General features: G+C 65.9%; 24 protein-coding genes. 9 read left to right on the top strand and 15 right to left on the bottom strand.

Features of this window, described 5'->3' with window-relative positions; all coding sequences use genetic code 11:
• Positions 1 to 31 precede the first annotated feature (31 nt).
• On the top strand, positions 32 to 754 hold the full coding sequence (gene phbB / locus VH567_RS05385) for an acetoacetyl-CoA reductase (RefSeq protein ID WP_423323920.1): 723 nt from the start codon (positions 32 to 34) through the stop codon (positions 752 to 754).
• A 274-nt stretch (positions 755 to 1,028) separates the two neighbouring features.
• Here phbB and murA read toward each other — a convergent pair whose 3' ends face one another.
• Positions 1,029 to 2,312 carry a UDP-N-acetylglucosamine 1-carboxyvinyltransferase gene (gene murA, locus VH567_RS05390; RefSeq protein ID WP_423323922.1) on the bottom strand — a complete coding sequence of 428 codons (1,284 nt, stop codon included), beginning with the start codon at positions 2,310 to 2,312 and terminating at the stop codon, positions 1,029 to 1,031.
• Positions 2,313 to 2,562: 250 nt separating this feature from the next.
• Between murA and VH567_RS05395 the strand changes: the two genes are divergently transcribed.
• Positions 2,563 to 3,246 (top strand): Crp/Fnr family transcriptional regulator, encoded by a 684-nt coding sequence (locus tag VH567_RS05395; RefSeq protein ID WP_423324985.1) that lies wholly within the window; start codon positions 2,563 to 2,565, stop codon positions 3,244 to 3,246.
• A gap of 154 nt (positions 3,247 to 3,400) precedes the next feature.
• Here the strand turns inward: VH567_RS05395 and clpS are convergent, their stop codons facing one another.
• From clpS to VH567_RS05410, 3 genes are all read right to left on the bottom strand, one after another.
• A complete protein-coding gene (clpS, locus tag VH567_RS05400) occupies positions 3,401 to 3,739 on the bottom strand; it encodes an ATP-dependent Clp protease adapter ClpS (protein ID WP_131587736.1) in 339 nt (112 codons plus the stop codon).
• 192 nt (positions 3,740 to 3,931) lie between these two features.
• Positions 3,932 to 4,393 carry a phasin family protein gene (locus VH567_RS05405; protein ID WP_423323924.1) on the bottom strand — a complete coding sequence of 154 codons (462 nt, stop codon included), beginning with the start codon at positions 4,391 to 4,393 and terminating at the stop codon, positions 3,932 to 3,934.
• 352 nt (positions 4,394 to 4,745) lie between these two features.
• Positions 4,746 to 6,455, bottom strand: coding sequence for a PHA/PHB synthase family protein (locus VH567_RS05410; protein WP_423323928.1), 1,710 nt, complete (start codon positions 6,453 to 6,455; stop codon positions 4,746 to 4,748).
• Between the two features lie 317 nt (positions 6,456 to 6,772).
• Here VH567_RS05410 and VH567_RS05415 point away from each other — a divergent pair, with 317 nt between their 5' ends.
• From VH567_RS05415 to VH567_RS05425, 3 genes are read left to right on the top strand one after another with little or no spacing between them, the layout of a single operon-like run.
• A complete protein-coding gene (locus tag VH567_RS05415) occupies positions 6,773 to 7,981 on the top strand; it encodes an LL-diaminopimelate aminotransferase (RefSeq protein ID WP_093398371.1) in 1,209 nt (402 codons plus the stop codon).
• Between the two features lie 8 nt (positions 7,982 to 7,989).
• The gene (locus tag VH567_RS05420) at positions 7,990 to 8,766 is read left to right on the top strand and encodes a sulfite exporter TauE/SafE family protein (protein ID WP_423323930.1); all 777 of its coding nucleotides are present in this window, start codon (positions 7,990 to 7,992) and stop codon (positions 8,764 to 8,766) included.
• A 1-nt stretch (position 8,767) separates the two neighbouring features.
• Positions 8,768 to 9,193: an acyl-CoA thioesterase gene (locus tag VH567_RS05425; protein ID WP_423323932.1), complete on the top strand. Its 426-nt coding sequence runs from the start codon at positions 8,768 to 8,770 to the stop codon at positions 9,191 to 9,193.
• Positions 9,194 to 9,319: 126 nt separating this feature from the next.
• On the opposite strand, the gene VH567_RS05430 is transcribed toward VH567_RS05425, so the two are convergent.
• Positions 9,320 to 9,805, bottom strand: coding sequence for a winged helix-turn-helix transcriptional regulator (locus tag VH567_RS05430; protein WP_423323934.1), 486 nt, complete (start codon positions 9,803 to 9,805; stop codon positions 9,320 to 9,322).
• 166 nt (positions 9,806 to 9,971) lie between these two features.
• On the opposite strand from VH567_RS05430, the gene VH567_RS05435 reads away from it, so the two are divergent.
• Both VH567_RS05435 and VH567_RS05440 read left to right on the top strand, forming a co-directional pair.
• Entirely contained in the window at positions 9,972 to 12,077 is a 2,106-nt protein-coding gene (locus VH567_RS05435) for a RelA/SpoT family protein (protein WP_423323936.1), read from the top strand.
• A 51-nt stretch (positions 12,078 to 12,128) separates the two neighbouring features.
• A complete protein-coding gene (locus VH567_RS05440; protein ID WP_423323938.1) occupies positions 12,129 to 13,151 on the top strand; it encodes a glycosyltransferase family 2 protein in 1,023 nt (340 codons plus the stop codon).
• A gap of 316 nt (positions 13,152 to 13,467) precedes the next feature.
• Here VH567_RS05440 and VH567_RS05445 read toward each other — a convergent pair whose 3' ends face one another.
• Positions 13,468 to 14,196: a class I SAM-dependent methyltransferase gene (locus VH567_RS05445; RefSeq protein ID WP_423323940.1), complete on the bottom strand. Its 729-nt coding sequence runs from the start codon at positions 14,194 to 14,196 to the stop codon at positions 13,468 to 13,470.
• A gap of 15 nt (positions 14,197 to 14,211) precedes the next feature.
• Positions 14,212 to 14,637: a GtrA family protein gene (locus VH567_RS05450; protein ID WP_423323942.1), complete on the bottom strand. Its 426-nt coding sequence runs from the start codon at positions 14,635 to 14,637 to the stop codon at positions 14,212 to 14,214.
• A 90-nt stretch (positions 14,638 to 14,727) separates the two neighbouring features.
• Between VH567_RS05450 and VH567_RS05455 the strand changes: the two genes are divergently transcribed.
• Positions 14,728 to 16,530: an AcrB/AcrD/AcrF family protein gene (locus tag VH567_RS05455; protein WP_423323944.1), complete on the top strand. Its 1,803-nt coding sequence runs from the start codon at positions 14,728 to 14,730 to the stop codon at positions 16,528 to 16,530.
• 139 nt (positions 16,531 to 16,669) lie between these two features.
• Here the strand turns inward: VH567_RS05455 and VH567_RS05460 are convergent, their stop codons facing one another.
• The 6 genes from VH567_RS05460 to VH567_RS05485 all read right to left on the bottom strand — a co-directional run bounded on the left by VH567_RS05460 (position 16,670) and on the right by VH567_RS05485 (position 20,713).
• Positions 16,670 to 17,290, bottom strand: a complete 621-nt coding sequence (locus tag VH567_RS05460) for a MarC family protein (RefSeq protein ID WP_423323946.1) — start codon at positions 17,288 to 17,290, stop codon at positions 16,670 to 16,672.
• Entirely contained in the window at positions 17,287 to 18,162 is an 876-nt protein-coding gene (gene folD / locus VH567_RS05465; RefSeq protein ID WP_423323948.1) for a bifunctional methylenetetrahydrofolate dehydrogenase/methenyltetrahydrofolate cyclohydrolase FolD, read from the bottom strand. The genes VH567_RS05460 and folD overlap by 4 nt, the downstream gene beginning before the upstream one ends.
• Complete coding sequence (locus VH567_RS05470; protein WP_423323950.1) at positions 18,159 to 18,470, bottom strand: DUF167 domain-containing protein; 312 nt, start codon at positions 18,468 to 18,470, stop codon at positions 18,159 to 18,161. Before VH567_RS05470 ends, folD begins: the two co-directional genes overlap by 4 nt.
• Before the next feature lie 8 nt (positions 18,471 to 18,478).
• Positions 18,479 to 18,781, bottom strand: a complete 303-nt coding sequence (locus tag VH567_RS05475) for a YggT family protein (protein WP_056053469.1) — start codon at positions 18,779 to 18,781, stop codon at positions 18,479 to 18,481.
• A gap of 226 nt (positions 18,782 to 19,007) precedes the next feature.
• Positions 19,008 to 19,925 (bottom strand): acetylglutamate kinase, encoded by a 918-nt coding sequence (gene argB / locus VH567_RS05480; RefSeq protein ID WP_060526005.1) that lies wholly within the window; start codon positions 19,923 to 19,925, stop codon positions 19,008 to 19,010.
• 125 nt (positions 19,926 to 20,050) lie between these two features.
• Complete coding sequence (locus VH567_RS05485; protein WP_423323953.1) at positions 20,051 to 20,713, bottom strand: queuosine precursor transporter; 663 nt, start codon at positions 20,711 to 20,713, stop codon at positions 20,051 to 20,053.
• Between the two features lie 141 nt (positions 20,714 to 20,854).
• On the opposite strand from VH567_RS05485, the gene VH567_RS05490 reads away from it, so the two are divergent.
• The gene (locus VH567_RS05490; protein ID WP_132895902.1) at positions 20,855 to 22,120 is read left to right on the top strand and encodes a NupC/NupG family nucleoside CNT transporter; all 1,266 of its coding nucleotides are present in this window, start codon (positions 20,855 to 20,857) and stop codon (positions 22,118 to 22,120) included.
• 202 nt (positions 22,121 to 22,322) lie between these two features.
• On the opposite strand, the gene VH567_RS05495 is transcribed toward VH567_RS05490, so the two are convergent.
• Together VH567_RS05495 and dapF are read right to left on the bottom strand one after the other, a co-directional pair.
• Positions 22,323 to 22,877, bottom strand: a complete 555-nt coding sequence (locus VH567_RS05495) for a fasciclin domain-containing protein (RefSeq protein ID WP_423323955.1) — start codon at positions 22,875 to 22,877, stop codon at positions 22,323 to 22,325.
• A gap of 86 nt (positions 22,878 to 22,963) precedes the next feature.
• The gene (gene dapF / locus VH567_RS05500; protein ID WP_423323957.1) at positions 22,964 to 23,902 is read right to left on the bottom strand and encodes a diaminopimelate epimerase; all 939 of its coding nucleotides are present in this window, start codon (positions 23,900 to 23,902) and stop codon (positions 22,964 to 22,966) included.
• Positions 23,903 to 23,940: the final 38 nt, after the last annotated feature.

The following is a 23,940-nucleotide window of genomic DNA, read 5'->3' on the forward strand; positions in this document are numbered from 1 at the left end:
TCCGGCAAAAGGCTGAACCGAGGAGAGACTGATGGCACGCGTGGCAATTGTAACCGGTGGTACGCGCGGAATCGGCGAAGCGATCAGCCTAGCATTGCAGGAGATGGGCCTGACCGTCGCGGCAACCTATGCCGGCAACGACGAGCGGGCGCGCGAGTTTACCGAGCGCACCGGGATCAAGGCGTACAAGTGGGACGTCGCCGACTACGACGCGTGCCAGGCCGGCTGCGCGCAGGTCGCCGCCGATCTGGGTGATGTCGATATCGTCGTGAACAACGCCGGCATCACCCGCGACGGCACCATCCTGAAGATGACGTACCAGGATTGGAAAGAGGTAATGGACACCAATCTTGGCGGGTGTTTCAACATGGCCAAGGCGGTGTTTCCCGGCATGCGCACGCGCAAATGGGGGCGGATCGTCAACATCGGCTCAATCAACGGGCAGGCTGGGCAATACGGCCAGGTGAACTATGCTGCGGCGAAGTCGGGCATCCACGGGTTCACGAAGGCGTTGGCGCAAGAGGGCGCGCGGGCGGGCGTAACGGTCAACGCGATCGCGCCGGGGTATATCGATACGGACATGGTCGCGGCGGTGCCGGCCGACGTGCTGGAAAAGATCGTCGCGAAAATCCCGGTCGGGCGGCTGGGTCAGGCTAACGAGATTGCACGCGGGGTAGCGTTTCTTTGCTCGGAAGAGGGCGGGTTCGTGACCGGGTCGACGCTGAGCATCAATGGCGGGCAGCACATGTACTGACGGGCGCAGGCAGCGCACAGCGCAGCCGATGCCCGCGAGCAATGCGAAGCGGGCAGCGCCCGGCACGGCCGGCGGGTCGGCTAGGCCGAACCCGTCCGACGGCGGCTTTGCCGGCGGCGCTGAGTAGAGGTCTACCGGATTACCACCGACAGTCTTGCTTGATCCTGGGCCCCCGCTTTCGCGGGGGAACCGCTTAGCAACAGCTCTAAGCGCGTATCAGGACGACCTTTCCAATTGGCCCCCGGCCCTCGCCGGGGTGGTGGGAAGGTCCCACTCACCCGTCGCTAGCGCGCTCGATATCCGCACCGACCGCGCTCAGCTTCTCTTCCAACCGCTCATACCCGCGGTCGAGGTGATACACCCGGCCCACAGACGTCTCGCCATCCGCCGCAAGCCCCGCCAGGATCAAGCTCATCGACGCGCGCAAGTCGGTCGCCATAACTTGCGCCCCGACCAGCTTGTCGACGCCACGCACCACCGCGGTCCGCCCGCGCACCTGGATATCCGCGCCCATCCGCGCCAGTTCCGGCACGTGCATATAGCGGTTCTCGAAGATCGTCTCGGTCAGCACGCTCGCGCCGTCCGCCTTGCACAGCATCGCCATGAACTGCGCCTGCATGTCCGTCGCAAACCCGGGATATGGCGCGGTCGACAGCGTCAGCGGCTTCAGCACGCCGTCCGACGCGACACGCACGCCGTCCTTGGTCGGCGTCACCGACACGCCGGCCTCGACCAGCGCATCGAACGTTGCGCCCATGTCGGCGACATCCACGCCGACCAGCTCCAGGTCGCCGCCGGTGATCGCCGCGGCGCACGCGTAACTGCCCGCCTCGATCCGGTCGGGCATCACCGCATAGGTCGCGCCGTGCAATCGGTCGCGGCCTTCGATCGTCAGCGTCTCGGTGCCGATCCCGTCGATCGACGCGCCCATCGCGACGAGGCAGTTGCAGAGGTCGACGATCTCGGGCTCGCGTGCAGCGTTCTCGATCACGCTCGTCCCCTTGGCGAGCACCGCCGCCATAACGACGTTCTCGGTCGCGCCGACCGACACGATCGGGAAGCGGAAGCGGCCGCCCGGCAGGCGGCCACCCGGCGCGATCGCCTTCACATAGCCCGCGGCCATCTCGAGTTCGGCACCGATCGCCTCAAGTGCGCGCAGATGCAGGTCGATCGGACGATTGCCGATCGCGCAGCCACCCGGGAGCGACACCGTCGCCTCGCCACCACGCCCGAGCAGCGGCCCGAGCACCAGGATCGACGCGCGCATCTTCCGAACGATGTCGTAGGGTGCCTCGGTCGAGGTGAGGTTGCCCGCGCGGATCGTCATCACCCGGCCGAAATCCTCGGGCCGCGTGCCCTGGATCGCGGTCGACGCGCCAAGCTGGTTGAGCAGATGGCCAAAGCCGTCGACATCCGCCAGCCGCGGCAGGTTGCGCAGCGTCAGCGGTTCTTCGGTCAGCAGCGCGCACGGCATCAGCGTGAGCGCGGCGTTCTTCGCACCGGAAATGGGCAGGCGCCCGGACAGGCGATTGCCGCCGCGAATGAGAATACGGTCCATCCCGGGTGTCTATCGCCACTGGCGTTCTACGCAAGGGCCGCGCGATGATCCGGCGACAGGTGGACGCTGGTCGAGGACAAGTCCCGCGTTGGCCCCCGCCGCCCCCTCTCTGGCGCTAACGCCCCCTGCTTGATCGACTTTAATGCACGGAAATCCTAGCTTTGCTCTGTGGTTCTCTAACATTGGGGACCATTATAGAGTGCCGGACAGCTGCTTCGCCGACCGCGTCGGCGATCTCATCGACTTGTCGATGAACGAAAAGGCTGCGCTAGCGCGGTTGGAGGACCGCCCGCGCGACTTGCGTCGCGGTGCCGTCCTCGTGCGCGAAAACGATCCGCAGGCCGAACTCTTCATTCTGCAACGCGGCATGGCGATGAGCTATGTGCTGCTCGACGACGGCAGCCGCCAGATCCTCCGCTTCCTTTATGCCGGCGACATGCTGGCGGTGTCCGCGCTGGTTTATCGCGATTCGCCCGAGACGGTGGTCGCGCTGACCGACTGCACGGTGTGCGCGTTCGATCGCTCGGCGATGACTGCGCTCGTCACCGATCATCCGCGGCTGTCGGCGATCATCATGGTGATGAACCAGATGGAGAAGGTGGCGCTGACCGACCGGCTCGCCGCGCTGGGTCGCACCTCGGCCAAGGCGCGGATCGCGGCGTTGCTGATCGAGATGCGCAACCGGATGCGGATGCGCGACCGGGCGATGGGCAACAGCTTTACGCTCGGGCTGACGCAGGAGGAGATCGGCGATGCCACCGGGCTCACCGCGGTGCACGTCAACCGGATGCTGCGACAGCTGGAAGAGGATGGGCTGATCCGGCGCGAGGCTGGTCGCGTGACGTTGCTCAACGAGGCAATGCTGGCGCAGGCGGCGAATTATATCGATCGGTTCGATCGGCTGGACCTGCGCTGGCTGCCACCCGCGCGGTAGGCGATTATCTCGATCCTCCCCCGCCAGGGGGAGGTGGCTGGCTCTTGCCAGACGGAGGGGGCAGATACGGAACCAAGGTTGGCGCTTACCTCCCCTCCGTCACCTTCGATGCCATCTCCCCCTTGCGGGGGAGGAGTAACTCAAAGCGTCAGGCTCACGCCTTTTCGAGCGTGCATTGCAGCGGATGCTGGTTCTGGCGGGCGAAATCCATGACCTGCGACACCTTGGTCTCGGCGACCTCGTAGCTGAACGTCCCGCAGACCCCGACGCCCTTCTGATGGACGTGCAGCATCACGCGCGTCGCGGCCTCCATGTCCATGCGGAAGAAGCGCTGGAGACACAGCACGACGAACTCCATCGGCGTATAATCGTCGTTGAGCATCAGCACGCGGTACGGCGTCGGTTGTTTGGTCTTGGCACGCGTTTTGGTCGCGATGCCGGCACCGGTGCCGTCATTGCCATCCTCGCCACCATCGTCGCGGCGCTCGGCCATCATTACGGCCAGCTTCATTTCGGGGGTCAACACCATGCTGCCAAAATATGGCATGCCGGGGGGCAAGGGCAAGGGGGCGCCCGCACACCCCATGCGAAATCCGCGCGAAATCCACAAACGAAAAAGGGGGCGACCGTCGCATGACGGCCGCCCCCTTCTCGTCGCACCGCCCGAAGGCGTGGCGCTATCGACTTATGCCGAGATCTTCATCTTGTCGGTCGCGACCGCAACGCGGTTCGAGATCGGCTGCGCGAACTCGCCGAACATCTTGAGCATCCGCTCAGTCGAGCGCGAGCCTTCGGCGATCATCGTGTCGAACGCGGTGCGCGCATAATCGCCCTGGAGCTTCATGAAATCGGTCGGCGACTTGGCGGCGGCGAGCGTCTTGGCGGCTTCGGTCGCGCTCTCGAACGAGGTCTTGGCGTATTCGGCGGCTTCATGGCCGAGCGCTTCGACGTTCTTCGCGGCGATCTTCGACGATTCGACCAGCGCCTCGATGTTGCCCTTGCCGAATGCGGTCATGTCCTCCACCATCTTCGCCGACTTCTCCATCGCGCCCTTGGCCTGCTCGCTGAACTCGCTGGTGGTGGTGCCGCTGAACCCGTTGGTGAACAGGGCCTTGGTCTTCTCGGTGATGCTCTGGATCGTGTCCATCGTGGCGTCCTTTGGTTCGCTGGCTAGAGTTTCACTAGCTGGGATCCCCGACGGCGCGACGGCCAGAATCGGGGCGGGAGTGTCCGGTTGCGGCGATACAAAAGCAGCCGCGGGAGGTGTGTCGATCGCCGGCGTCTTGGCGACCGGCTTGGGTGCCGGTTGAGCCGGCTTGGCGACGGTCCGAGGAGCCTTCGCGGTGGCGACAGGCTTCGAACCGGCCTTGGCCGTCCGTTTCACGATATCCACCATCCACGCACCTCTCTTCGGAGTTATGTCGTGGTCCTTGATACACGATTCGCGGCGTCGCACAACGAAATTGTGCACTGCACCATGACGTTAACGGAAGGTAGCGCTACCGGCTTTTGACGTACTCACCGGGGGCATCGCCGAGCGCCGCGAGAGACCCCTTGCCGGGATGCCTAACCCCTTTGGCTGCCACGGTTTTCGGATCGATCGCGCGCACCCATTCGACCCAGTCTGGCCACCAGCTTCCCTTGGTCTCGGTAGCCCCTGCAACGAAGTCGTCGAGCGTCGTATGCGGCGAGGGATTGGTCCAAAACTGATACTTGCCCGCAGCCGGCGGGTTCACGACTCCGGCGATGTGGCCCGACCCCGCCAGCACGAACTTCAACGGTCCGGCGAACAGCTGGGTCAGCTTCCACACGCTCTCGGCCGGCGCGATATGGTCCTCGCGCCCCGCCTGAACGTAAGCGGGTGTCGTCACCTTGGTGAGGTCGATCGGCGTCCCGTCCACCGTCATCGTGCCCGTGACCAGCAGATTGTCGCGGTAGAGATCGGTCAGATAGCTCAGATGCCATTTCGCCGGCAGATTGGTGGTGTCGCCGTTCCAATGGAGCAGGTCGAACGGCACGTAATCCTGCCCGAGCAGGTAATTCTGCGTGACATAGTTCCAGATCAGGTCGCGCCCGCGCAACAGGTTGAACGTCGTCGCCATGTAGCGCCCGTCGAGGAACCCCTCGGGCGACAGCGACGCGACCATCTTCAACTGCTCGTCATCGATGAAATGCTGCAGCTCGCCCGCCTGCGCGAAATCGACCTGCGCCGTGAAGAACGTCGCGCTCGCGACCTTCGCCGCCTCGCCGCGCGCCGCTAGCAGCGCAAGCGTCGCCGCCAGCGTCGTCCCCGCCACGCAATAGCCGATCGTGTGCACCGCCGGCACCTTCAGCGCAGTCCGCACCGTGTCGATCGCGTCGATCTGCGCGGCGATATAATCGTCCCAGACCACGTCTCTCATGCTTGCGTCGGCCGACTTCCACGACACCATGAACACGGTGATGCCCTGCTCGACCGCCCAGCGGATGAAGCTCTTCTCGGGCGTCAAGTCGAGGATGTAGAACCGGTTGATCCACGGCGGAAAGATGACCAGCGGCGTCGCCAGCACCTTCTCGGTGGTCGGGCTGTACTGGATCAGTTCGTAGAGCGGCGTGCGCTTGACGACCTTGCCCGGCGTCATCGCCAGGTTACGCCCGAGCTCGAACGCGCCCTCCGGCGTGTGCGTCACCTGCCCGCGGGCAAGATCCGCCATCATGTTCTGCAAGCCCTTGAGCAGATTCTCGCCGCGCGTCTCGATCGTCTTCTCGATCACCTGCGGGTTGGTCAGCGCGAAATTGGTCGGGCTCATTGCGTCGACGAACCCCTTGGTCGCGAACCGCAACTGCTCCTTCTGCTTCGGGTCGAGGCCATCGACCGCCTCGACGCCGCGGAGCATGTGGTCGCCAATGAGTTCGTAGCTTTGGCGGATCAGGTCGAACACGGGTTCGCGCCACTGCGGCGCCTTGAAACGCTTGTCGGTGACGGGGGCAGGCTCGGGCGCCTTGGCGGGATCGAGAAACCGCTGCCACAGCGTCAGGCTCTCAGTCCAGAAATCGCGCGCGCGCTCCAGCGTGGCGGGGTCGGTGAAGCCGGGAATCGCGGGAATACCCTCGGGCTTGGCCTGCATCGCCGCGAGCCCCTGTTCCATCATCATCTGCTGCGCACGCCCCATCACCCAGGTCCAGTGCTGGAGATCGGGCAGGCTCGGAGTAGGAGGAGTTTCGGCCATGACGTCCTCTGCTTTTTCCGGAGCTTAACGCAGGTGTGGGTCGAGCGGAAGCGTGACCGCATCGCCAGAGCCCGACGATCCTCCCCCGCCAGGGGGAGGTGGCTGGCCCTTGCCAGACGGAGGGGGAGGACACGGAACGGAGGTGGCGCCTCCCTCCCCCTCCGTCACCTTCGGTGCCACCTCCCCCTGGCGGGGGAGGATCGACTTGAAGCGAACCGGGATACCCCAGCTTTCGCTGGGTGACGGCAATTGGGGATTGGGGTGACGCCTCCCCTCACCTGCGGTACAGCACCCGCTCCTCCAACATGAGGCCGATCATGTCCGAAGACTTCTACCGCATCAAACGCTTGCCCCCCTACGTCATCGCCGAAGTGAACGCGATGCGGGCGGCGGCGCGCGCGGGCGGGGAGGACATCATCGATCTCGGCATGGGCAATCCCGACCTGCCGCCCCCCGAGCACGTCATCGAGAAGCTCGTCGAAGTCGCGCGCAAACCCAGCGCGCACGGCTATTCGCAGTCGAAGGGCATTCCAGGCCTGCGCAAGGCCCAGGCGAACTATTACGGCCGGCGGTTTGGCGTCGATGTCGATCCCGAGACCGAGGTCGTGGTGACGATGGGTTCGAAGGAAGGCCTTGCGAGTCTGGCCACCGCGATCACCGCGCCTGGCGACGTCGTGCTCGCGCCCAACCCGTCCTATCCGATCCACACCTTCGGCTTCATCATCGCCGGCGCGACGATCCGCGCGGTGCCGACCACGCCGGACGAGGCGTATTTCGAGAGCCTCGAGCGCGCGATGGCGTTCACCGTGCCCGCGCCGTCGGTGCTGGTGATGGGCTATCCGTCGAACCCGACCGCCGAGGTCGTCGACCTCGCCTTCTACGAGCGCGTCGTCGCGTTCGCGAAGAAGCACAAGCTATGGGTGATCTCCGACCTCGCTTATTCGGAGCTGTATTTCGACGGCAAGCCGACCCCCTCGATCCTCCAGGTGCCGGGCGCGAAGGACGTCGCGATCGAGTTTACCTCGCTCAGCAAGACCTATTCGATGGCCGGCTGGCGGATGGGCTTCGGGGTCGGCAACAAGACGCTGATCGCGGCGATGACTCGCGTGAAGTCGTACCTCGATTACGGCGCGTTCACGCCGATCCAGGCCGCCGCCTGCGCCGCGCTCAACGGCCCGCAGGACATCGTCGAGCGCAACCGCCAGCTCTATCACAAGCGTCGCGACGTATTGGTCGAGAGCTTCGGTCGCGCCGGTTGGGATATTCCCAGCCCCCGCGCTTCGATGTTCGCCTGGGCCCCGCTACCTCCCGCACTCGCGCATTTAGGTAGCCTTGAGTTCACCAAACAATTGCTGACTCACGCGCATGTCGCGGTGGCCCCAGGGGTGGGCTACGGCGAAAACGGCGAGGGCTATGTGAGGATCGCGATGGTCGAGAACGAACAGCGGCTCCGCCAGGCGGCGCGCAACGTGAAGAAATATCTCCAGTCGATGGGCGTCAACACGCCCGCGCGTGGCGCCGGCTAACCGCCCACGTGGATATCAACCTGTTATATTCGGTGGCCGGCGTGCTCGTCGGCCTTATCGTCGGGCTGACGGGTGTCGGCGGCGGATCGCTGATGACGCCGCTGCTGGTGCTCGTCTTCGGCTTCCACCCCGCCACCGCGGTCGGCACCGACCTGCTCTACGCGTCGGCGACCAAGACGGTCGGGACGACGGTGCATGGCTGGCGCGGCACGGTCGACTGGCGCGTCGTCCGCCGGCTCGCCACCGGCAGCGTCCCCGCGGCGATCGCGACGTTGCTCGTGCTCAACCATCTCGGCGAGAAATCGTCCGACACCGGCCACGCGATCACCGCGGTGCTGGGCGTGACGCTGATCCTGTCGGCGGTCGCGACGTTCTTCCGCGGCAAGATCGTCGCGTGGCTGACCCCACGGATCGGCACCGTCGGCGGCGAACGCCAGGCGATGCTGACGATCCTCCTCGGCGCAGTCCTTGGCGTGCTAGTCTCGTTGACCTCGGTAGGTGCCGGCGCGCTGGGCATGACCGCGCTGTTGATCCTCTACCCGAAACTGCCGATCAACCGGCTTGTCGGCTCGGACATCGCGCACGCCGTGCCGCTAACGCTGCTCGGCGGAATCGGTCACTGGATCCTCGGCTCGGTGGACGTAGACCTGCTGGTGTCGCTGCTGATCGGCTCGATCCCCGGCATCATCGTCGGTAGCCTGATCGCGACGCGTGTCTCGGACCGGGTGCTGGTGCCGGTGCTCGCGACCGTGCTGGCGCTGGTCGGTGTGAAGCTGATCTTCTGACATGCGGCCGGGCTTCGCCTTCTCGACGCGATTCCGCGTGCGCTACGCCGAGATCGACGGCCAGAAGATCGTCTTCAATTCGCGCTATCTCGAATATGCCGACGTCGCGGTCACCGAGTTCTGGGAATGGACCGGGATCGCGGAGGCGCTGCCGGATGTGTGGCCGACCACCGAGTTCAACGTGCGCCGGACGGAGATCGATTACCTCAAGCCATTCCGCTTGGGGGATACGGTCGAAGCGTTCGTGCGGATCGAGAAGCTCGGCAATTCGAGCCTGACCAAACGCTTCGAACTCGCCCACGCAGAGACGGGCGATCTGCACACGGTGATCACGATGGTCAGCGTCCACGTCGACCTGGAAACCGGCCGCCCGGTAGCTCTGCCAGACACGATCCGCACGGTCCTCGAAGCGCTACCGACCCGCTAACACAACAGTCCCCCCTCCCTGAAAGGGAGGGGTAGGGGGTGGGTCGGCCAATTGGGAAAGCGCCGCACCAGCCCCAAGCCGACCCACCCCCAGCCCCTCCCTTCCAGGGAGGGGAGCAGAAGGGGCCTACTCCGCCGCCTCGGCCGCCACCTCAGCCTCCACGCCCGCAACTTCCCCAGGCAGCGCCCAGATCAGGTCCCCCTTCCCCAGCACCCGCCCGTCATGCGCCCGCACCGAGACCGGCTGCAACGGCCGCCGATCGCGTTCGTCGACCAAAATCGGGAACGCCGGCACGCACGTCTCCCACCGCTCGCCCCATTGCCGGAGCGCGATCATCGTCGGCAGCAGCGCGAAGCCCTTGTCGGTCAGGCCATAGGCGATCTTGCGCCGATCCTCCGGGATAGGCTGTCGCTCCAGGATCCCGTGCTCGACCAGCCGCGCCAGCCGATTCGCCAGGATATTCCGCGCAATCCCCAGTTCCGACTGGAACTCCTCGAAATGATGCAGGCCGTTGAACGCCGCGCGCAGGATCAGGAACGACCAGCGCTCGCCCATCGCCTCCAGTGCGGCGGGCAGGCTGCATTCCAGTAATGGTTCGCGCAACTTGCCCATCACGTCATCCTCACCCGCCGCGAACGTACCGCATAACCCGCAGAAGCGAAATGCCCCGCTTATCCTACATTATGCGCCGCCCACGAATGGCTGACGCAACCACTAGATCACAGTGATGCGACGCTTTTTGTTGCCAAAAGTCCCTGCCCGGCCCCATCTATGGCGGGTGCTGCGCCAATATGAACTGGTCGATCGCGTCCTCGACTACGATCCCGACGCCGACGAGGCGATGCTGAACCGCGCCTATGTCTTCTCGATGCAGGCGCACGGGTCGCAAAAGCGCGCGAGCGGCGATCCATATTTCAGCCACCCTATCGAGGTGGCGGGCATCCTCACCGACCTGCATCTCGATGCCGAGACGATCGCCACCGCGATCCTCCACGACACGATCGAGGATACGGTCGCGACGCCCGAGGAGATCGAGCGGCTGTTCGGCGCCTCGGTCGCGCGGCTAGTCGACGGCGTGACGAAGCTTTCGAAGATCGAGGCGCAGACCGAGAACGAGCGCGCCGCGGAGAATCTGCGCAAATTCCTGCTCGCGATGTCCGACGACATCCGCGTGCTGCTGGTGAAGCTCGCAGACCGTCTGCACAACATGCGGACGCTGCATCACATCGCCAAGCCCGAGAAGCGCCGTCGCATCGCCAAGGAGACGATGGACATCTACGCGCCGCTCGCGGAGCGGATCGGCATGTACGAGTTCATGCGCGAGATGCAGTCGCTCGCGTTCGAACAGCTCGAGCCCGAAGCCTCCGAATCGATCAACCGCCGCCTCGAACAGCTGAAGAAAGGCGACGGCGATCGCATCGCCAAGATCGCCTCCGGGCTGAAGCTGGTCCTGTCTCGCGCCGGGGTCGAGGCGGAAATCTCGGGGCGCGAAAAACACCCCTATTCGATCTTCCGAAAGATGTCCGAACGCCACATCAGCTTCGAACAACTCTCCGACGTGATGGCGTTCCGCGCGATCGTCCCGACCGAGGAGGATTGCTACCGGGTGCTCGGGATCATCCACCAGCGCTGGCCGATGGTGCCGGGCCGATTCAAGGATTACATCTCGACGCCCAAGCGCAACGGTTATCGTTCGCTGCACACGTCGGTGATCCACGCGGACAGCGCGCGGATCGAGATCCAGATCCGCACGGCTGATATGCATGCACAGGCCGAGTTCGGGCTGGCGGCGCACTGGGCGTACAAACAGCAGATCAACGGCAGCGACCGCCAAGTGAGCTGGATTCGTGACCTGGTGGAGATCCTCGACACCGCCGAGAGCCCGGAAGAGCTGCTCGAACACACGCGGATGGCGATGTACACCGATCGCATCTTCGCGTTCACGCCGAAGGGCGAGCTGATCCAGCTGCCCAAGGGCGCGACTTCGATCGACTTCGCCTATGCTGTGCACACCGATCTCGGCGATCAGGCGGTCGGCGCGAAGGTGAACGGTCGCGTCGTGCCGCTGTCGACGGTGATCGAGAACGGTGATCAAGTGCAGATCCTGCGCTCGAAGGGCCAGTCGCCGCAGCCGCAATGGCTCAACGTCGCAACGACCGGCAAAGCGCTCGCCGCGATCCGTCGCCATCTGCGTCAGAAGGAGCGCGTCGAGCAGACCGCGCTCGGCCAGACCTTGTACGAGGATATTGTCACCCGCCTGCCCGCGCAGATCGGCACCGATGCGCTGAGCCATGCGCTCAAGCGGCTGAAGCTGCCCGACGAATCGTCGCTGATGGTCGCGATCGCGCGGCGGACCTTGTCCGATGCGGCGGTGATGGAGGCGTTGATGCCGGGCTCGGCCGGTGCGGACGTGACGCATGCGCTGGCGCCGCAATCGAGCGCGATCTCCATCAAGGGGTTGACCCCCGGCGTCGCCTACGACCTCGCCACGTGCTGCCATCCGGTGCCGGGCGACCGGATCGTCGGGTTGCGCCGGCCGGATGCGGGCATCGAGGTGCATGCGATCGACTGCCGCGTGCTCGCCGAGCTTGCCGAACGCTCCGAGAACGAGACCGACTGGGTCGACGTGGCGTGGGGCGACGAGACCGAGGGTGCGGTCGCGCGGATTTCGGTGATGGTGAAGAACGAGCCGGGCTCGCTCGGCATCGTCTCGACGATCATCGGCGGGCACAAGGCCAACATCATCAACCTGCGGCTCGATACGCGCGACAAGAGCTTTCACACCAACGAGATCGATGTCGAGGTGCACGACGTGCAGCAGTTGATGCGGCTGATGGCGGGGCTGCGCGCGGCGGATGCGGTGCATACCGTGGAGCGGGTGTAGAGTTTGTTGATTATTGCTGCCTACAACTCCCATTGACGCTAAACGGCGCGGATGAACCGTCCCGCGTTATCGATCGTCGTCCCCTGCTATAACGAGGCGGCGTGCCTCGACATCCTGCACGCGCGCATTTCCGGCGCGGCAAAGGTTGCGGTCGGCGACAATTACGAAATCGTCCTGATCAACGACGGCTCGCGCGACGACAGCTGGCCCGTGATGCAGCGCCTCGCCGCTGCCGATCCTCGGCTGGTCGCGATCAACCTCTCGCGCAACCACGGGCACCAGCTGGCGCTCACCGCCGGCCTCGACCTTTGCGCCGGCGAGCAGATCCTGATCATCGACGCCGATCTCCAGGACCCGCCCGAACTCCTGTCCGACATGCGCGCGGCAATGGCGGCGAGTCAGGCCGACGTGGTCTACGCAGTGCGCCGCCAGCGCGCGGGCGAAACGGTCTTCAAGAAAGCCACCGCCGCCGCGTTCTACCGCCTGCTGACACGGATGACCGAGACGCCGATCCCGCTCGACACCGGCGATTTCCGCCTGATGAGCCGGCGGGCGCTGGATGCGTTCCTGTCGCTCCCCGAACAGGCCCGCTTCATCCGCGGCATGGTCGCCTGGATCGGCTTCCGCCAGGTCCCCTTCCCCTACGACCGCGCCGAGCGACTGGCCGGCGAGACGAACTACCCGCTGGCAAAGATGATCCGCCTCGCGTTCGACGCTGTCACCGGCTTCTCCACCGCACCGTTGCGGTTCGCTAGCCATGCCGGGCTCGCGCTGACCGGGGTGTCGCTGCTGCTGTTCGTGTATATTGCGATCGGTTGGCTGTCGGGGAGCGCGGTGCAGGGCTGGACCTCGACGATGCTCGTGACCGTGTTCCTGGGCGCGGTGCAGATGTTCGTGCTGGGGATGATCGGGGAATATCTCGGGCGGTTATACGTCGAGTCGAAGCGGCGGCCGCTGTATATCGTCGCGGACGTCGCCGGCCCGATCCAGGGCAAGGCGACCTTGGGGTTTCGTGCGGAGCCGGTGGACGTGGTGCGGTTGCCTGACACGTCGCCACCAATCCGCGTAGACTGACGAACACCGCCTACCCCGATCCTCACACCATCCCGGCGAAGGCCCGGGCCCAATTGGAAAGGTCGCGGTAACGGAGCGCGAACCTCAATTGGCCACATCGCCCAATTGGGCCCCGGCCTTCGCCTGGGTGGTGCTTTCTACTCGCAAATCCAAGACGCTCGCCACTGTGCCGCCCGCACCGAATTTACCGCCCATCCTCCCCTTGCAGGGGAGGTGGCAGCGCGCAGCGCTGACGGAGGGGTGACCTGCTCTCGATAGGACGTCACCCCTCCGTCGCTACGCGACACCTCCCCTGCAAGGGGAGGGACGAGGAGGGTTACCGCGGCACTGCCAGCGTCACGATCGAAACCCCCGGCGTCATTGGCATACGTCCGACCAGATGCCGCTCAAGCCGGAAGATCTTCTCGAACAGCGCATTGACCAGCTTCGGCGGCGGCGAATCGTCGCTGTCGTCACGACCGGTCATTCGCCCGGCAATCCGCGCCGCCGCCGCCAGCGGGAACAGCAGCGAGTTGAAATATCCAAGCTTCTCCGGCTTCAAACCCGCGGTCTCGATCGCCGACTTCAACGTCGCCTTCGAGTAGCGACGATGGTGATGGTTCACGACGTCATGCGCGCTCCACAGCCACGCATGCGCAGGCACGGCGATCAGGATCTTGCCACCGGGTGCAAGGCAATCCGCCATCGCCTTCAGCGCGGCGACATCGTCCTCGATATGCTCGACCACGTCGAGCACCGCGATCAGGTCGTAATGCTTCCGCGGCACGCCGGGGAGTTCGGGCAAGGGCGCCGCGCCGACCGGCTTGCCGAGCCGCTCGCTGGCGATCTCGCGTGCGGCGGGGTCGATCTCGATCGCGTCGATCTCGCCGAACTCGGCCAGCATCGGCAGGTTATGCCCGGTGCCGCAGCCGATCTCGAGGATCTTCGCATCCTTCGGCAACGCGCCGTAGCGGGTCAGGTAATCGGCGAGGATGTCGCGGCGGGCGCGGTACCACCAGTGGGTGGAATCGTGGGCGGCCATCCGGTCGTAGACGATGCGGTCCATTACTTGTCGGCCATTTCAGTTGAAAACCCAGAGACGGTTGAGCACGAACGTCACGATCGCGGCAAGGAAGACGGCGGGAATCAGCGGGATCCACGGGTGCAGATGAAGCAGCGCGGTGCCGATCCAGGTGATGACCGCGTTGAGACTCAGCCCCGCGGCCTGAACGATCACGAACTTGAAATGCCGCCCTGCCCCCGGTTCCTTGGCGTGCCCCTTGAAGCTCCAGCGGCTGTGCAGGAAGAAGCCTACCACCACCGCGACGACAAATGCGAACGGCACCGCAGCCACCGCCTGGCGGGGCGGGAAGACGTACGCGGTCAGCGGCAGGTAGACGAGCGAATACACGACGCTGGAAATCCCGCCGGCGATGCCGAAGCGCACGAGCTGGCCGAGCACGCCGCTCGACCGCATCTGCTCAACCTGTCGCCAAATCGCCTGCATGCCCGCCTTGTTCTTTACCAACACCGCGATAGAGCGACGCGTTAGATATGCCCGCGCATCTAGAGTGCGTGTGGGCTGGAGGAAAGCGTTTTGGATCAGGCACCACCCCCCGAGCAGTCGACGCCGCGGAACACGCTGCTCGACGCACTCGACCGGCATTGGATCGCGCTGACGCTGCTCGCGTGGGTGGCGGTGGCGGCTTGGTCGATGTTCGATCGCTGGGGGCAGATCCGCTGGCTGTCGCTCGGCGATACCGACGACAACATGCGGCTGATGCAGGTCCGCGCGCTGCTCGACGGCCAGGGCTGGTATGATCTGCGCAACTACCGGCTGAACCCGCCGGTCGGCTTCGACATCCACTGGAGCCGCATCGTCGACCTCCCGATCGCGGGGCTGATCCTGTTCTTCCGGCTGTTCACCACCAACAGCTGGGCGGAGCGGCTCGCCTGCGGGATCGCGCCGCTGTTGCCGCTGTCGATCGCGATGCTCGGCATCGGTGCGACCGTGCGGCGGCTGATCAGCCCGTATGCGTGGCCTTTGGCGGTCGTGATCATGGTCGGCGCGACCGGCACGATGCTGATGTTCATGCCCGAGCGCATCGATCATCACGGCTGGCAGCTCGCCATGCTGAGCCTGACGGTCGCGGGACTGTGCGATGCGAATGGCCGGCGTGGTGGCGCGATGGTCGGGCTCGCGAGCGCAGTGTCGCTGTCGATCGGGCTCGAACTGTTGCCGTATGCGGCGATGGCGGGGGCGATCATCGCCTTGCGCTGGGTGTGGGACCGCACCGAGGCCGAGCGGTTGTCGATCTATGCGCTGACGCTCGGCGGCGGCAGCACGCTGGGGTTCGCGCTGTTCGCGTCGAACGCCAACCAGGGGATGCGGTGCGATGCGTTGACGCCCGTGTGGTTGAGCGTGATGATTGCGGCGGGGATGTTGTTGTTTCTGCTCGCGCGGTTCGGGCCGGCTTCGCGGGGGGCTCGGCTGGCGCTGGCGGTCGTTGCGGGTGCGGCGATCGTTGCTGGATTCGCGTTGGTGTTTCCGCAGTGCCTGGGGCGGCCCGAGGGCATTTCGCCCGAGCTGCAGCGCAACTGGCTGGACAATGTCCGCGAAGCCAAGCCCATCTACAAGCATAGTTTCCGGGTCGGGTTCGCGCTGGCGACGCTGCCGATCATCGGGCTGATCGGGGCGATCCTCGCGGCCTGGCGTGCGCGTCGCGACGACCGTGCGGTCGGCTGGGCAGCGGTGGCGCTGTTCACCGCGTTCGCGTGTGCGATGCTGTTGTGGCAGGTCCGCGCGGGGCCGGCGGCGCAGTTACTGGCGATTCCGGGGGCAACTGCGCTCGGGTGGCTGATCCTGCCGCGGCTACTCGGCAACCGGTCGGTGGCGGTGCGCGTGCTGGGGACGGTCGGCGCGTTCCTGATCGTGTCGGGGCTGTTTGCCGGGATGCTGATCCAGTATTTCCCGATCGACCGGCCGAAGCCGTATGAAAAGCGCGTCAACATGGCGACGGGCAACTGCCTGCGGACAACCGTGCTGCTCGCGCTGAACAAATATCCCGCGCAGACGGTGTTCACCTTCGTCGACATGGGACCGCGGCTGATCACGATCACGCATCACGATGCGATCGCTGGGCCGTATCACCGTAACGGCGACGCGATCCTCGACGTGCAGCATGCGTTCGGGGGGACGCCGGACCAGGCGCATGCGATCATCAAGCGGCACGGCGCGACGATGCTGCTGCTGTGCCCGAACGCGGCGGAATCGACCAACTACAAGGCGCGCAGCCCCAAGGGGTTCTACGCCGAGCTGGCGAAGAACGAGGTGCCGGCTTGGCTGACGCCTCTGCCGCTGCCGGCGAAGTCTCCGCTGCGGTTGTTCAAGGTGGACTGACCTTCAACGCCGTCATCCCCGCGGAGGCGGGGACCCATATCCTACGACGTCAGTGATAGATCGCACGATCAGCCAGTATGGGTCCCCGCCTTCGCGGGGATGACGGCCAGCGCGGGGATGACGGCCAGAGTTACGGCAGTTAGCGCAGCACCACCGACAGGCCGTCGAGTACGAACTGCACGGCCAGCGCCGCCAGCAGCACGCCGAGCAGGCGCGTGATCACCGCCTCGATCTTGGCGCCGAGGATCCGCATGATCGGCCCCGCCGCGAGCAGTGCGACCAGCGTCAGCAGCAGGATCGTGACCATCGCCGCCAGCACGACCGCCGAGCGCTCGATCCCGCTGTTGCGGCTCATCAACAGCATCACCGACGCGATCGAGCCCGGGCCGGCGATCATCGGCATCGCCATCGGGAAGATCGAGACGTCCTCGACCTCGGGATCGTTCGCGACCTTGGCGGCGCGGTCCTCGCGGCGTTCGGTGCGCTTTTCGAACACCATTTCCAGCGCGATCAGGAACAGCATGATGCCGCCGGCGATGCGGAAGCTGGCGAGGCTGATCCCCAGCCCCTTGAGCAACGCCTCGCCGAACAGCGCGAAGACGAACAGGATCAGCGCGGAAACGCCGACCGCGCGGATCGCCATCGCGCGCTTCTGGAGGGACGAGGCGCTCGCCGAGAGGCCAGCATAGATCGGTGCGCAGCCGGGCGGATCGATGACCACGAAGAACGTGATCAGCGACGAGATGTAGAGTTCGATCACAGGCCCGACTCCTCGATCGCGACGCCTTCGCGACGTCCTGCCGAGACCAATGTGTTACGCAGCAGGCACGCGATCGTCATCGGCCCGACGCCGCCCGGCACCGGCGTGATCGCCCCCGCGACCTCCACCGCGCTGGCGAAATCGACGTCGCCGACGAGGCCGGCGTCGGTGCGGTTGATGCCGACGTCGATGACGGTCGCGCCGGGCTTGAGCCAGTCGCCCTTGATCATCTGCGGGATGCCGACCGCGGCCACGACGATGTCGGCGCGGCGGATGTGTGCGGGCACGTCCTGCGTGCGGCTATGGACGATTGTGACGGTGCAGCTTTCACGGAGCAGCAATTGCGCCATCGGCTTGCCGACGATGTTGGAGCGGCCGACGACGACCGCTTCCAAACCGCTCAAGCTCGGCAGCACGCTCTTCAACAGCATGACGCAGCCATACGGCGTGCAGGGGACGAAGCCGGGCAGACCGGTCGCGAGGCGGCCGGCGTTGATCGGGTGGAAGCCGTCGACGTCCTTGTCGGGATCGATCGCGGCGATCACCGTCTGCTCGTCGATATGCTTCGGCAGCGGCAACTGGACGAGGATACCGTCGATCGTCGGGTCGGCGTTGAGCGTCGCGACCAGCGCGAGCAGGTCTTCGGCGGGCACGTCGGCGGGGAGCCGGTGCTCGATGCTTTCCATCCCGGCCTCGCGCGTCGCCCTGCCCTTCGAGCGGACATAGACGTTCGAGGCGGGGTCCTCGCCGACCAGCACCACGGCGAGGCCGGGCGCGCGGCCCGCCTGCGCCCTGAAGGCGGTGACGCCGTCTGCGATACGGGCCCGGAGGCCGGCTGCGAAGGCCTTGCCGTCGATGATGGTCGCGCTCATGCCCGCGGCCCATAGAGCGCAGCGGCGATTTCCGCCAGCGTAGTGGAGTCGCCGGCGATGTGCAGGCGCTTCAGGCGGGCAGTGTCGCCGGCGATGATCGTTACTGCGCGCTTGGGTACGCCGAAGGTCTTGGCGACGAGCGCGACCAGGCCGGCGTTCGCGGCGCCATCGACGGGGGCGGCTGCCAGTCGCGCGGCGAAATGTTCAGGCGTTCCGGCGGCGAGTGCGTCGCGACCGCCGCGCGGGGTTACCCGGACGGCGATCGCTAGGCCGTCATTGACCGCGCGCCAGGCTGCCGGCCCGATCAATAAGCCCCTCAATAGGCTGCGACGAGGTAGTTCTGCGCGATGTTCGGGATGACGATGTTGGTCAGGATGTAGAGGATCAGCAGCACGACCAGCGGCGACAGATCGAGCGCGCCGAAATCGGGGAGGATGCGGCGGATCGGGCGATAGAGCGGCTCGGTGATCTTCTGCAGCGCGTTCCAGACCGTGCGGACGAAATCGCTGTGCGTGTTGATGACGTTGAACGCGATCAGCCACGACAGCACCGCCTGGATGACGATGACCCACCAGACGAGGTTGAGCAGCAACTGGACGATCTGAAGAAGGGCGATCAAGGCAAGGGTCTCCGCTGGTGTGTTGCCGATATAAGGGGGCGGGGGAAGAACGAGAAGCCCTGGGTCGTGACGATGTTTACCGCCTTCATCCTCCCCTGGCAGGGGAGGTGGCGCGCAGCGACGGAGGGGTATCGCCCTATCGAGAGCGGGTCACCCCTCCGTCAGCGCTGCGCGCTGCCACCTCCCCTGCAAGGGGAGGATTGGCGAAAGATGGTCCTGCTTCCCTCTACCGCGAACGCCCGTTGGCGCTGACCAGCGTACCGGCCCCCTGCTTGGTAAAGATCTCCAGCAGCATGGCATGCGGCACGCGGCCGTCGATGATCACCGCGGCATCGACGCCCGATTCGACCGCTGCGACGCAGGTGTCGAGCTTCGGGATCATGCCGCCGGTCACCGTGCCGTCGGCGCGGAGTTCGGCGATCCGCGCGGGGTCGAGGTCGGTCAGCAATTCGCCCTGCTTGTCGAGCACACCAACGATATCGGTCAGCAGGAAGAACCGCGCCGCGCCCATTGCAGCCGCAATCGCGCCGGCCATCGTGTCGGCGTTGATGTTGTAGGTGTGGCCATCGGCGCCGATGCCGATCGGGGCGATTACCGGGATGATGTCGGCGGCGATCAGCGTGTCGAGGATCGTCCGATCGACCGCGATCGGCTCGCCGACGAAGCCGAGGTCGACGTGACGCTCGATCCCCTGGAGCTTGTCGGGCTCGCGGCCGTGACCGACTTTCTGCGCGAGGACGAGGCCGGCGTCCTTGCCCGAGATACCGACCGCGCGGCCGCCGGCCTGGCCGATCCAGCCGACGATTTCCTTGTTGATCGAGCCGGCGAGGACCATTTCGGCGATCTGCGCGGTCTCGGCATCGGTGACGCGCAGGCCGTCGACGAAGCGCGATTCGACGCCCAATCGCTTGAGCATCGCGCCGATCTGCGGGCCGCCGCCGTGGACGACGACCGGGTTGATGCCGACCGCCTTGAGCAGCACCATGTCCTCGGCGAAATCGCGCTGCAGCTCGGGGTCGCCCATCGCGTGGCCGCCGTATTTCACGACGAACGTCTTGCCGGCATAGCGCTGAAGATACGGCAGCGCCTCGGTGAGCGTTTCCGCCTTGGCGAGCAGGGCGGGATCGGGCGTGTGATCGGTCAACTGACTTCCGTTCGTCTCGAGTAGCCATCGAGCGCTTGTCGAGATGGCGTATCGAGAGACCTGTACCTCGATACGAGCCCTCGACAGGCTCGGTCTCTACTCGGCACGAACGGAAAAATCTAACATTATGCCCGGTCCAGCCGGCGGCCCAATCGCACGAAGAACGTGATCAGGAACGGTACCAGCACGATCGACAGCACGACCTTGGTCAGCATCTGCCCCTCCATCAGCCCGAGGATCGGCCGCTCACCCAGGAACGAGATGGTGATGAACAGGATCGTGTCGATGATCTGCGAGATGATGCTCGCGATCATGCCGCGCAGCCACACCAGCTTGCCCTCGCCGCTGCCGACCTGTCCCGACAGCTTCGAGAAGATCAGCACGTTGAGCGTCTGCGAGATGCCGTAGGAGATCAGCCCCGCGATCATCATCCGCGAGCTCTGGCCGACGACGATCGGGAACGCGTCGACCGCGGGCGGGTACATGCCCGGATCGTGCGGCAGCGCCAGCACGAGATGGATCAGCGCCGCCGACACCAGCAGCGGGATGAAGCCCAAGCGCACCAGGAACGTCGCGGTCTTCTGGCCGTGCAGCTCGGAAATCGCGCTGCTCAGCACCACCAGCAGCAGGAAGCCGAAGATCCCCGCCTCGACCGCGAGCGGGCCGAGCGCGACCTGCTTCACCCCCAACACGCCGGCGATGCACACCATGCCGCCGTACAGGACCGAGAAAACGAAGAGCGAACGCGGGAACGCGGCTGCCTGATTGCTAGGGGGAGGCTTATCCATCGCTCGGGACGCTAGCGGAATCGCGCGCGCCGTCAAATGACCTCCCCATCATAAAGACTGGCGAGCACGCCGCGCGCGTGTCATGTCGGTCGCTTGCGCGGCCGGGGGGCGGCGCGTGTCAGTCAAAAATGCAGGGCGTCCATGGAAAGACTAGTCATCGGCCTTGCTGGCATCGCCGTCATCCTCGGCATCGCGGTGCTGCTGTCGAGCGATCGCCGCGCGATCCGCCTGCGCATCGTCGGCGCCGCGTTCGCATTGCAGGTCGGGATCGCGGTGCTCGTGCTGTATTCGAGCATCGGCAAGGTCGTGCTGGGCAGCATGTCGGGCGGGGTCGCCAATCTGCTCGGCTATTCGCAAAAGGGCACCGAATTCCTGTTCGGCAAGATGGCGACGCCCGAGATCGGCGGGCAGAGCTTTGCGATCGCCGCGCTGCCGGTGATCATCTTCTTCGCGAGCCTCGTCTCGATCCTCTATTATCTCGGCATCATGCAGCTGGTGGTGCGCTGGGTCGGCGGCGGGATCGAGAAGGTCATCGGCGTGTCGAAGGTCGAATCCTTGTGCGCGGCGGCGAACATCTTCGTCGGGCAGAGCGAATCGCCGCTCGTCATCCGGCCGTATCTGGCGGGGCTGACCCCGGCGCAATTGTTCACCGTGATGACCAGCGGCATGGCCGGCGTCGCGGGGACGATCCTCGCGGCGTATGCGTCGATGGGCATCCGGATCGATTATCTGCTGGCGGCGAGCTTCATGGCGGCGCCGGGCGGTATCCTGATGGCGAAGATCATCATGCCCGACCGCGTCATGCCGCCCGAGGGCGAACTGGCGCTCGGCGACCAGCCGGGGGAATCGGGCGCGGGCGAGCCGATGCCGCAAGCCACGCATGACGAGGAAAAGCCCGCCAATTTGATCATGGCCGCCGCCCAGGGCGCGCAGACCGGCGTGCGGCTGGCGGTTGCGGTCGGCGCGATGGTGCTGGCGTTCGTGGCGCTGGTGGCGTTGGCCAACGGGCTGCTCGGCGGGCTTGGCAACATGATCGGGCTGCCGGGACTGAGCTTCCAGGGGCTGCTCGGCTATGTCTTCGCGCCGATCATGTTCCTGCTCAACGTGCCGTGGAGCGAGGCGGGGATCGCCGGCGGGCTGTTCGGGCAGAAGATCGTGCTGAACGAATTCGTCGCGTATATCTCGCTCGGTACGCAACAGGGCCTGAGCGCGCGGACGATCGCGGTCATCACCTTCTCGCTGTGTGGGTTCGCGAACTTCTCGTCGATCGCGATCCAGATGGCGGTGACCGGCAGCTTGGCACCGAACCAGCGGCCGATGATCGCTAAACTCGGCTTGCGTGCGCTGGCCGCGGGCAGTCTCGCCAACCTGATGTCGGCGGCGCTCGCGGGGCTGCTGATCGGCTGACCGTGTATCCTCCCCTGCAAGGGGAGGTGGCAGCCGCTTGGCTGACGGAGGGGTATCGCCCCCTCGATAGCGCACCACCCCTCCCCTCACAGGGGAGGAGAGTAACCTCAAACGCAATCGGGCCCGCCACCTTTCGGCAGCGGGCCCGACGACACTGCCTCGCGGGGGGGGACGCGAGGCAGCTATCTCGCGGGATGCGCGATTACGGCAGCATCACCGTGTCGATGACGTGGATCACGCCGTTCGACTGCATGACGTTGGCGATCGTGACGCGGCCCTTGTGGCCCTTGCCGTCCATGATGCCCCAGCCGGTGCCGACCTTCTTGAACATCAGCGGCTCGCCCTGCACGGTCGTGTAGGTCGCGGTGCCGCCGTTCGCCTTCGCCTTGGTGGCGATGTCGGCGGCGGTGATCGTGCCGGGGACGACGTGATAGGTCAGCACGGCCGACAGCTGCGCCTTGTTCTCGGGCTTGAGCAGCGTGTCGACGGTGCCGGCGGGCAGCTTCTTGAACGCGGCGTTGGTCGGCGCGAACACGGTGAACGGACCCGGGCCCGAGAGCGTCTCGACCAGGCCGGCAGCCTTGACCGCGGCGACCAGCGTGGTGTGATCCTTCGAATTGACCGCGTTTTCGACGATCGTCTTGGTCGGATACATTGCGGCACCGCCGACCATCGGGTTGGTCTGCGCGGCGACGATGGCGCTGCCGCTGATCGCGACGGCGGCGGCGACGATGGCGGTACGGAACACGTGATTCATGACGGCTCTCTCTCCTGCACTGCGCCGGTCGTCCGACGCTTCTGCGGGGAGATACGGGCGCGTTTGCAGAAGGATGCAGCGCGGCTTCAGATCGTCGCGAGAAGCCCCGCCCAGGCTGCGATTTCGTCGTCGTTGCGCTGCGTGATCGTCAGGTCGCTGGCGGTCGCCGTCGCCAGATCGACGTCGACCGAGCCGCGCCATTCGAACGTGGCATTACCCGACAGCGTGACCATCGCCGCCTCGCTCGCCTCGGCGCGGACGAGGCCGCCCTTGTTGAAGACGGTGGTCGGCGTGTCGTAGGCGATCCGCCCGGTCAGGCACGCGGCATAGGTCGACGCCGCCATCGCGCTGCCGCAACTGTTGGTGAGCCCGACCCCGCGCTCGAAAGTGCGGACGAACAGATTCGCGCCCCGGACCTCGACGAAGCTGACGTTCGCGCGGTTGGGAAGCCAGTCGGGGGCGGCCTCGCACGCCTCGCCGACGCGGACGAGTTCGGCTTCGTCGATCGCGTCCACGAACGTCACGAGATGGGGGTTCGGCATCGCCACGGCGGTGAACGCACGGGTAGTCGGCAAGCCGGCGATCGGTGCGTCGACAATGCGATCCGCGCCGATGTCCACCGGCCATGCGGTGACGTCGAGCGACGCTGGCCCTGCGATCTCGCGCACGGTGAACACGCCGGGCGCGATGTCGGCGTCGTGCACGACGATCGCATCGCTGGTCTTGAGCAACGCCGTCGCGGTTTCCGTGCCGGTCGCCGCGAACCCGGCGCGCGCGACGCATCGCAGGCCGTTAAGGCAGGTTTCGGACTCGCTGCCGTCGGAATTGAACATCCGCATGCCGAAGGCGTGGCTCTCGTCGCCGCCGGTGAGCAGTAACAGGCCATCGCCGCCGACCGGTCCGTCGCGATCTGCAAGCGCGCGCGCGACGGTCGCCCAGGTTGCGTCGTCCAGCGTCGACGCCCGCGCGTCGATCAGGGGGAAGTCGTTGCCGGAGCCGTGGCATTTGATGAGGTCGAAGCGCATGCCCGACATCTAGTCACGCAGACGCGCCAATGCGAGCG

The sequence above is a fragment of the Sphingomonas sp. 4RDLI-65 genome, from assembly GCF_049472435.1.
Taxonomy (GTDB): domain Bacteria; phylum Pseudomonadota; class Alphaproteobacteria; order Sphingomonadales; family Sphingomonadaceae; genus Sphingomonas.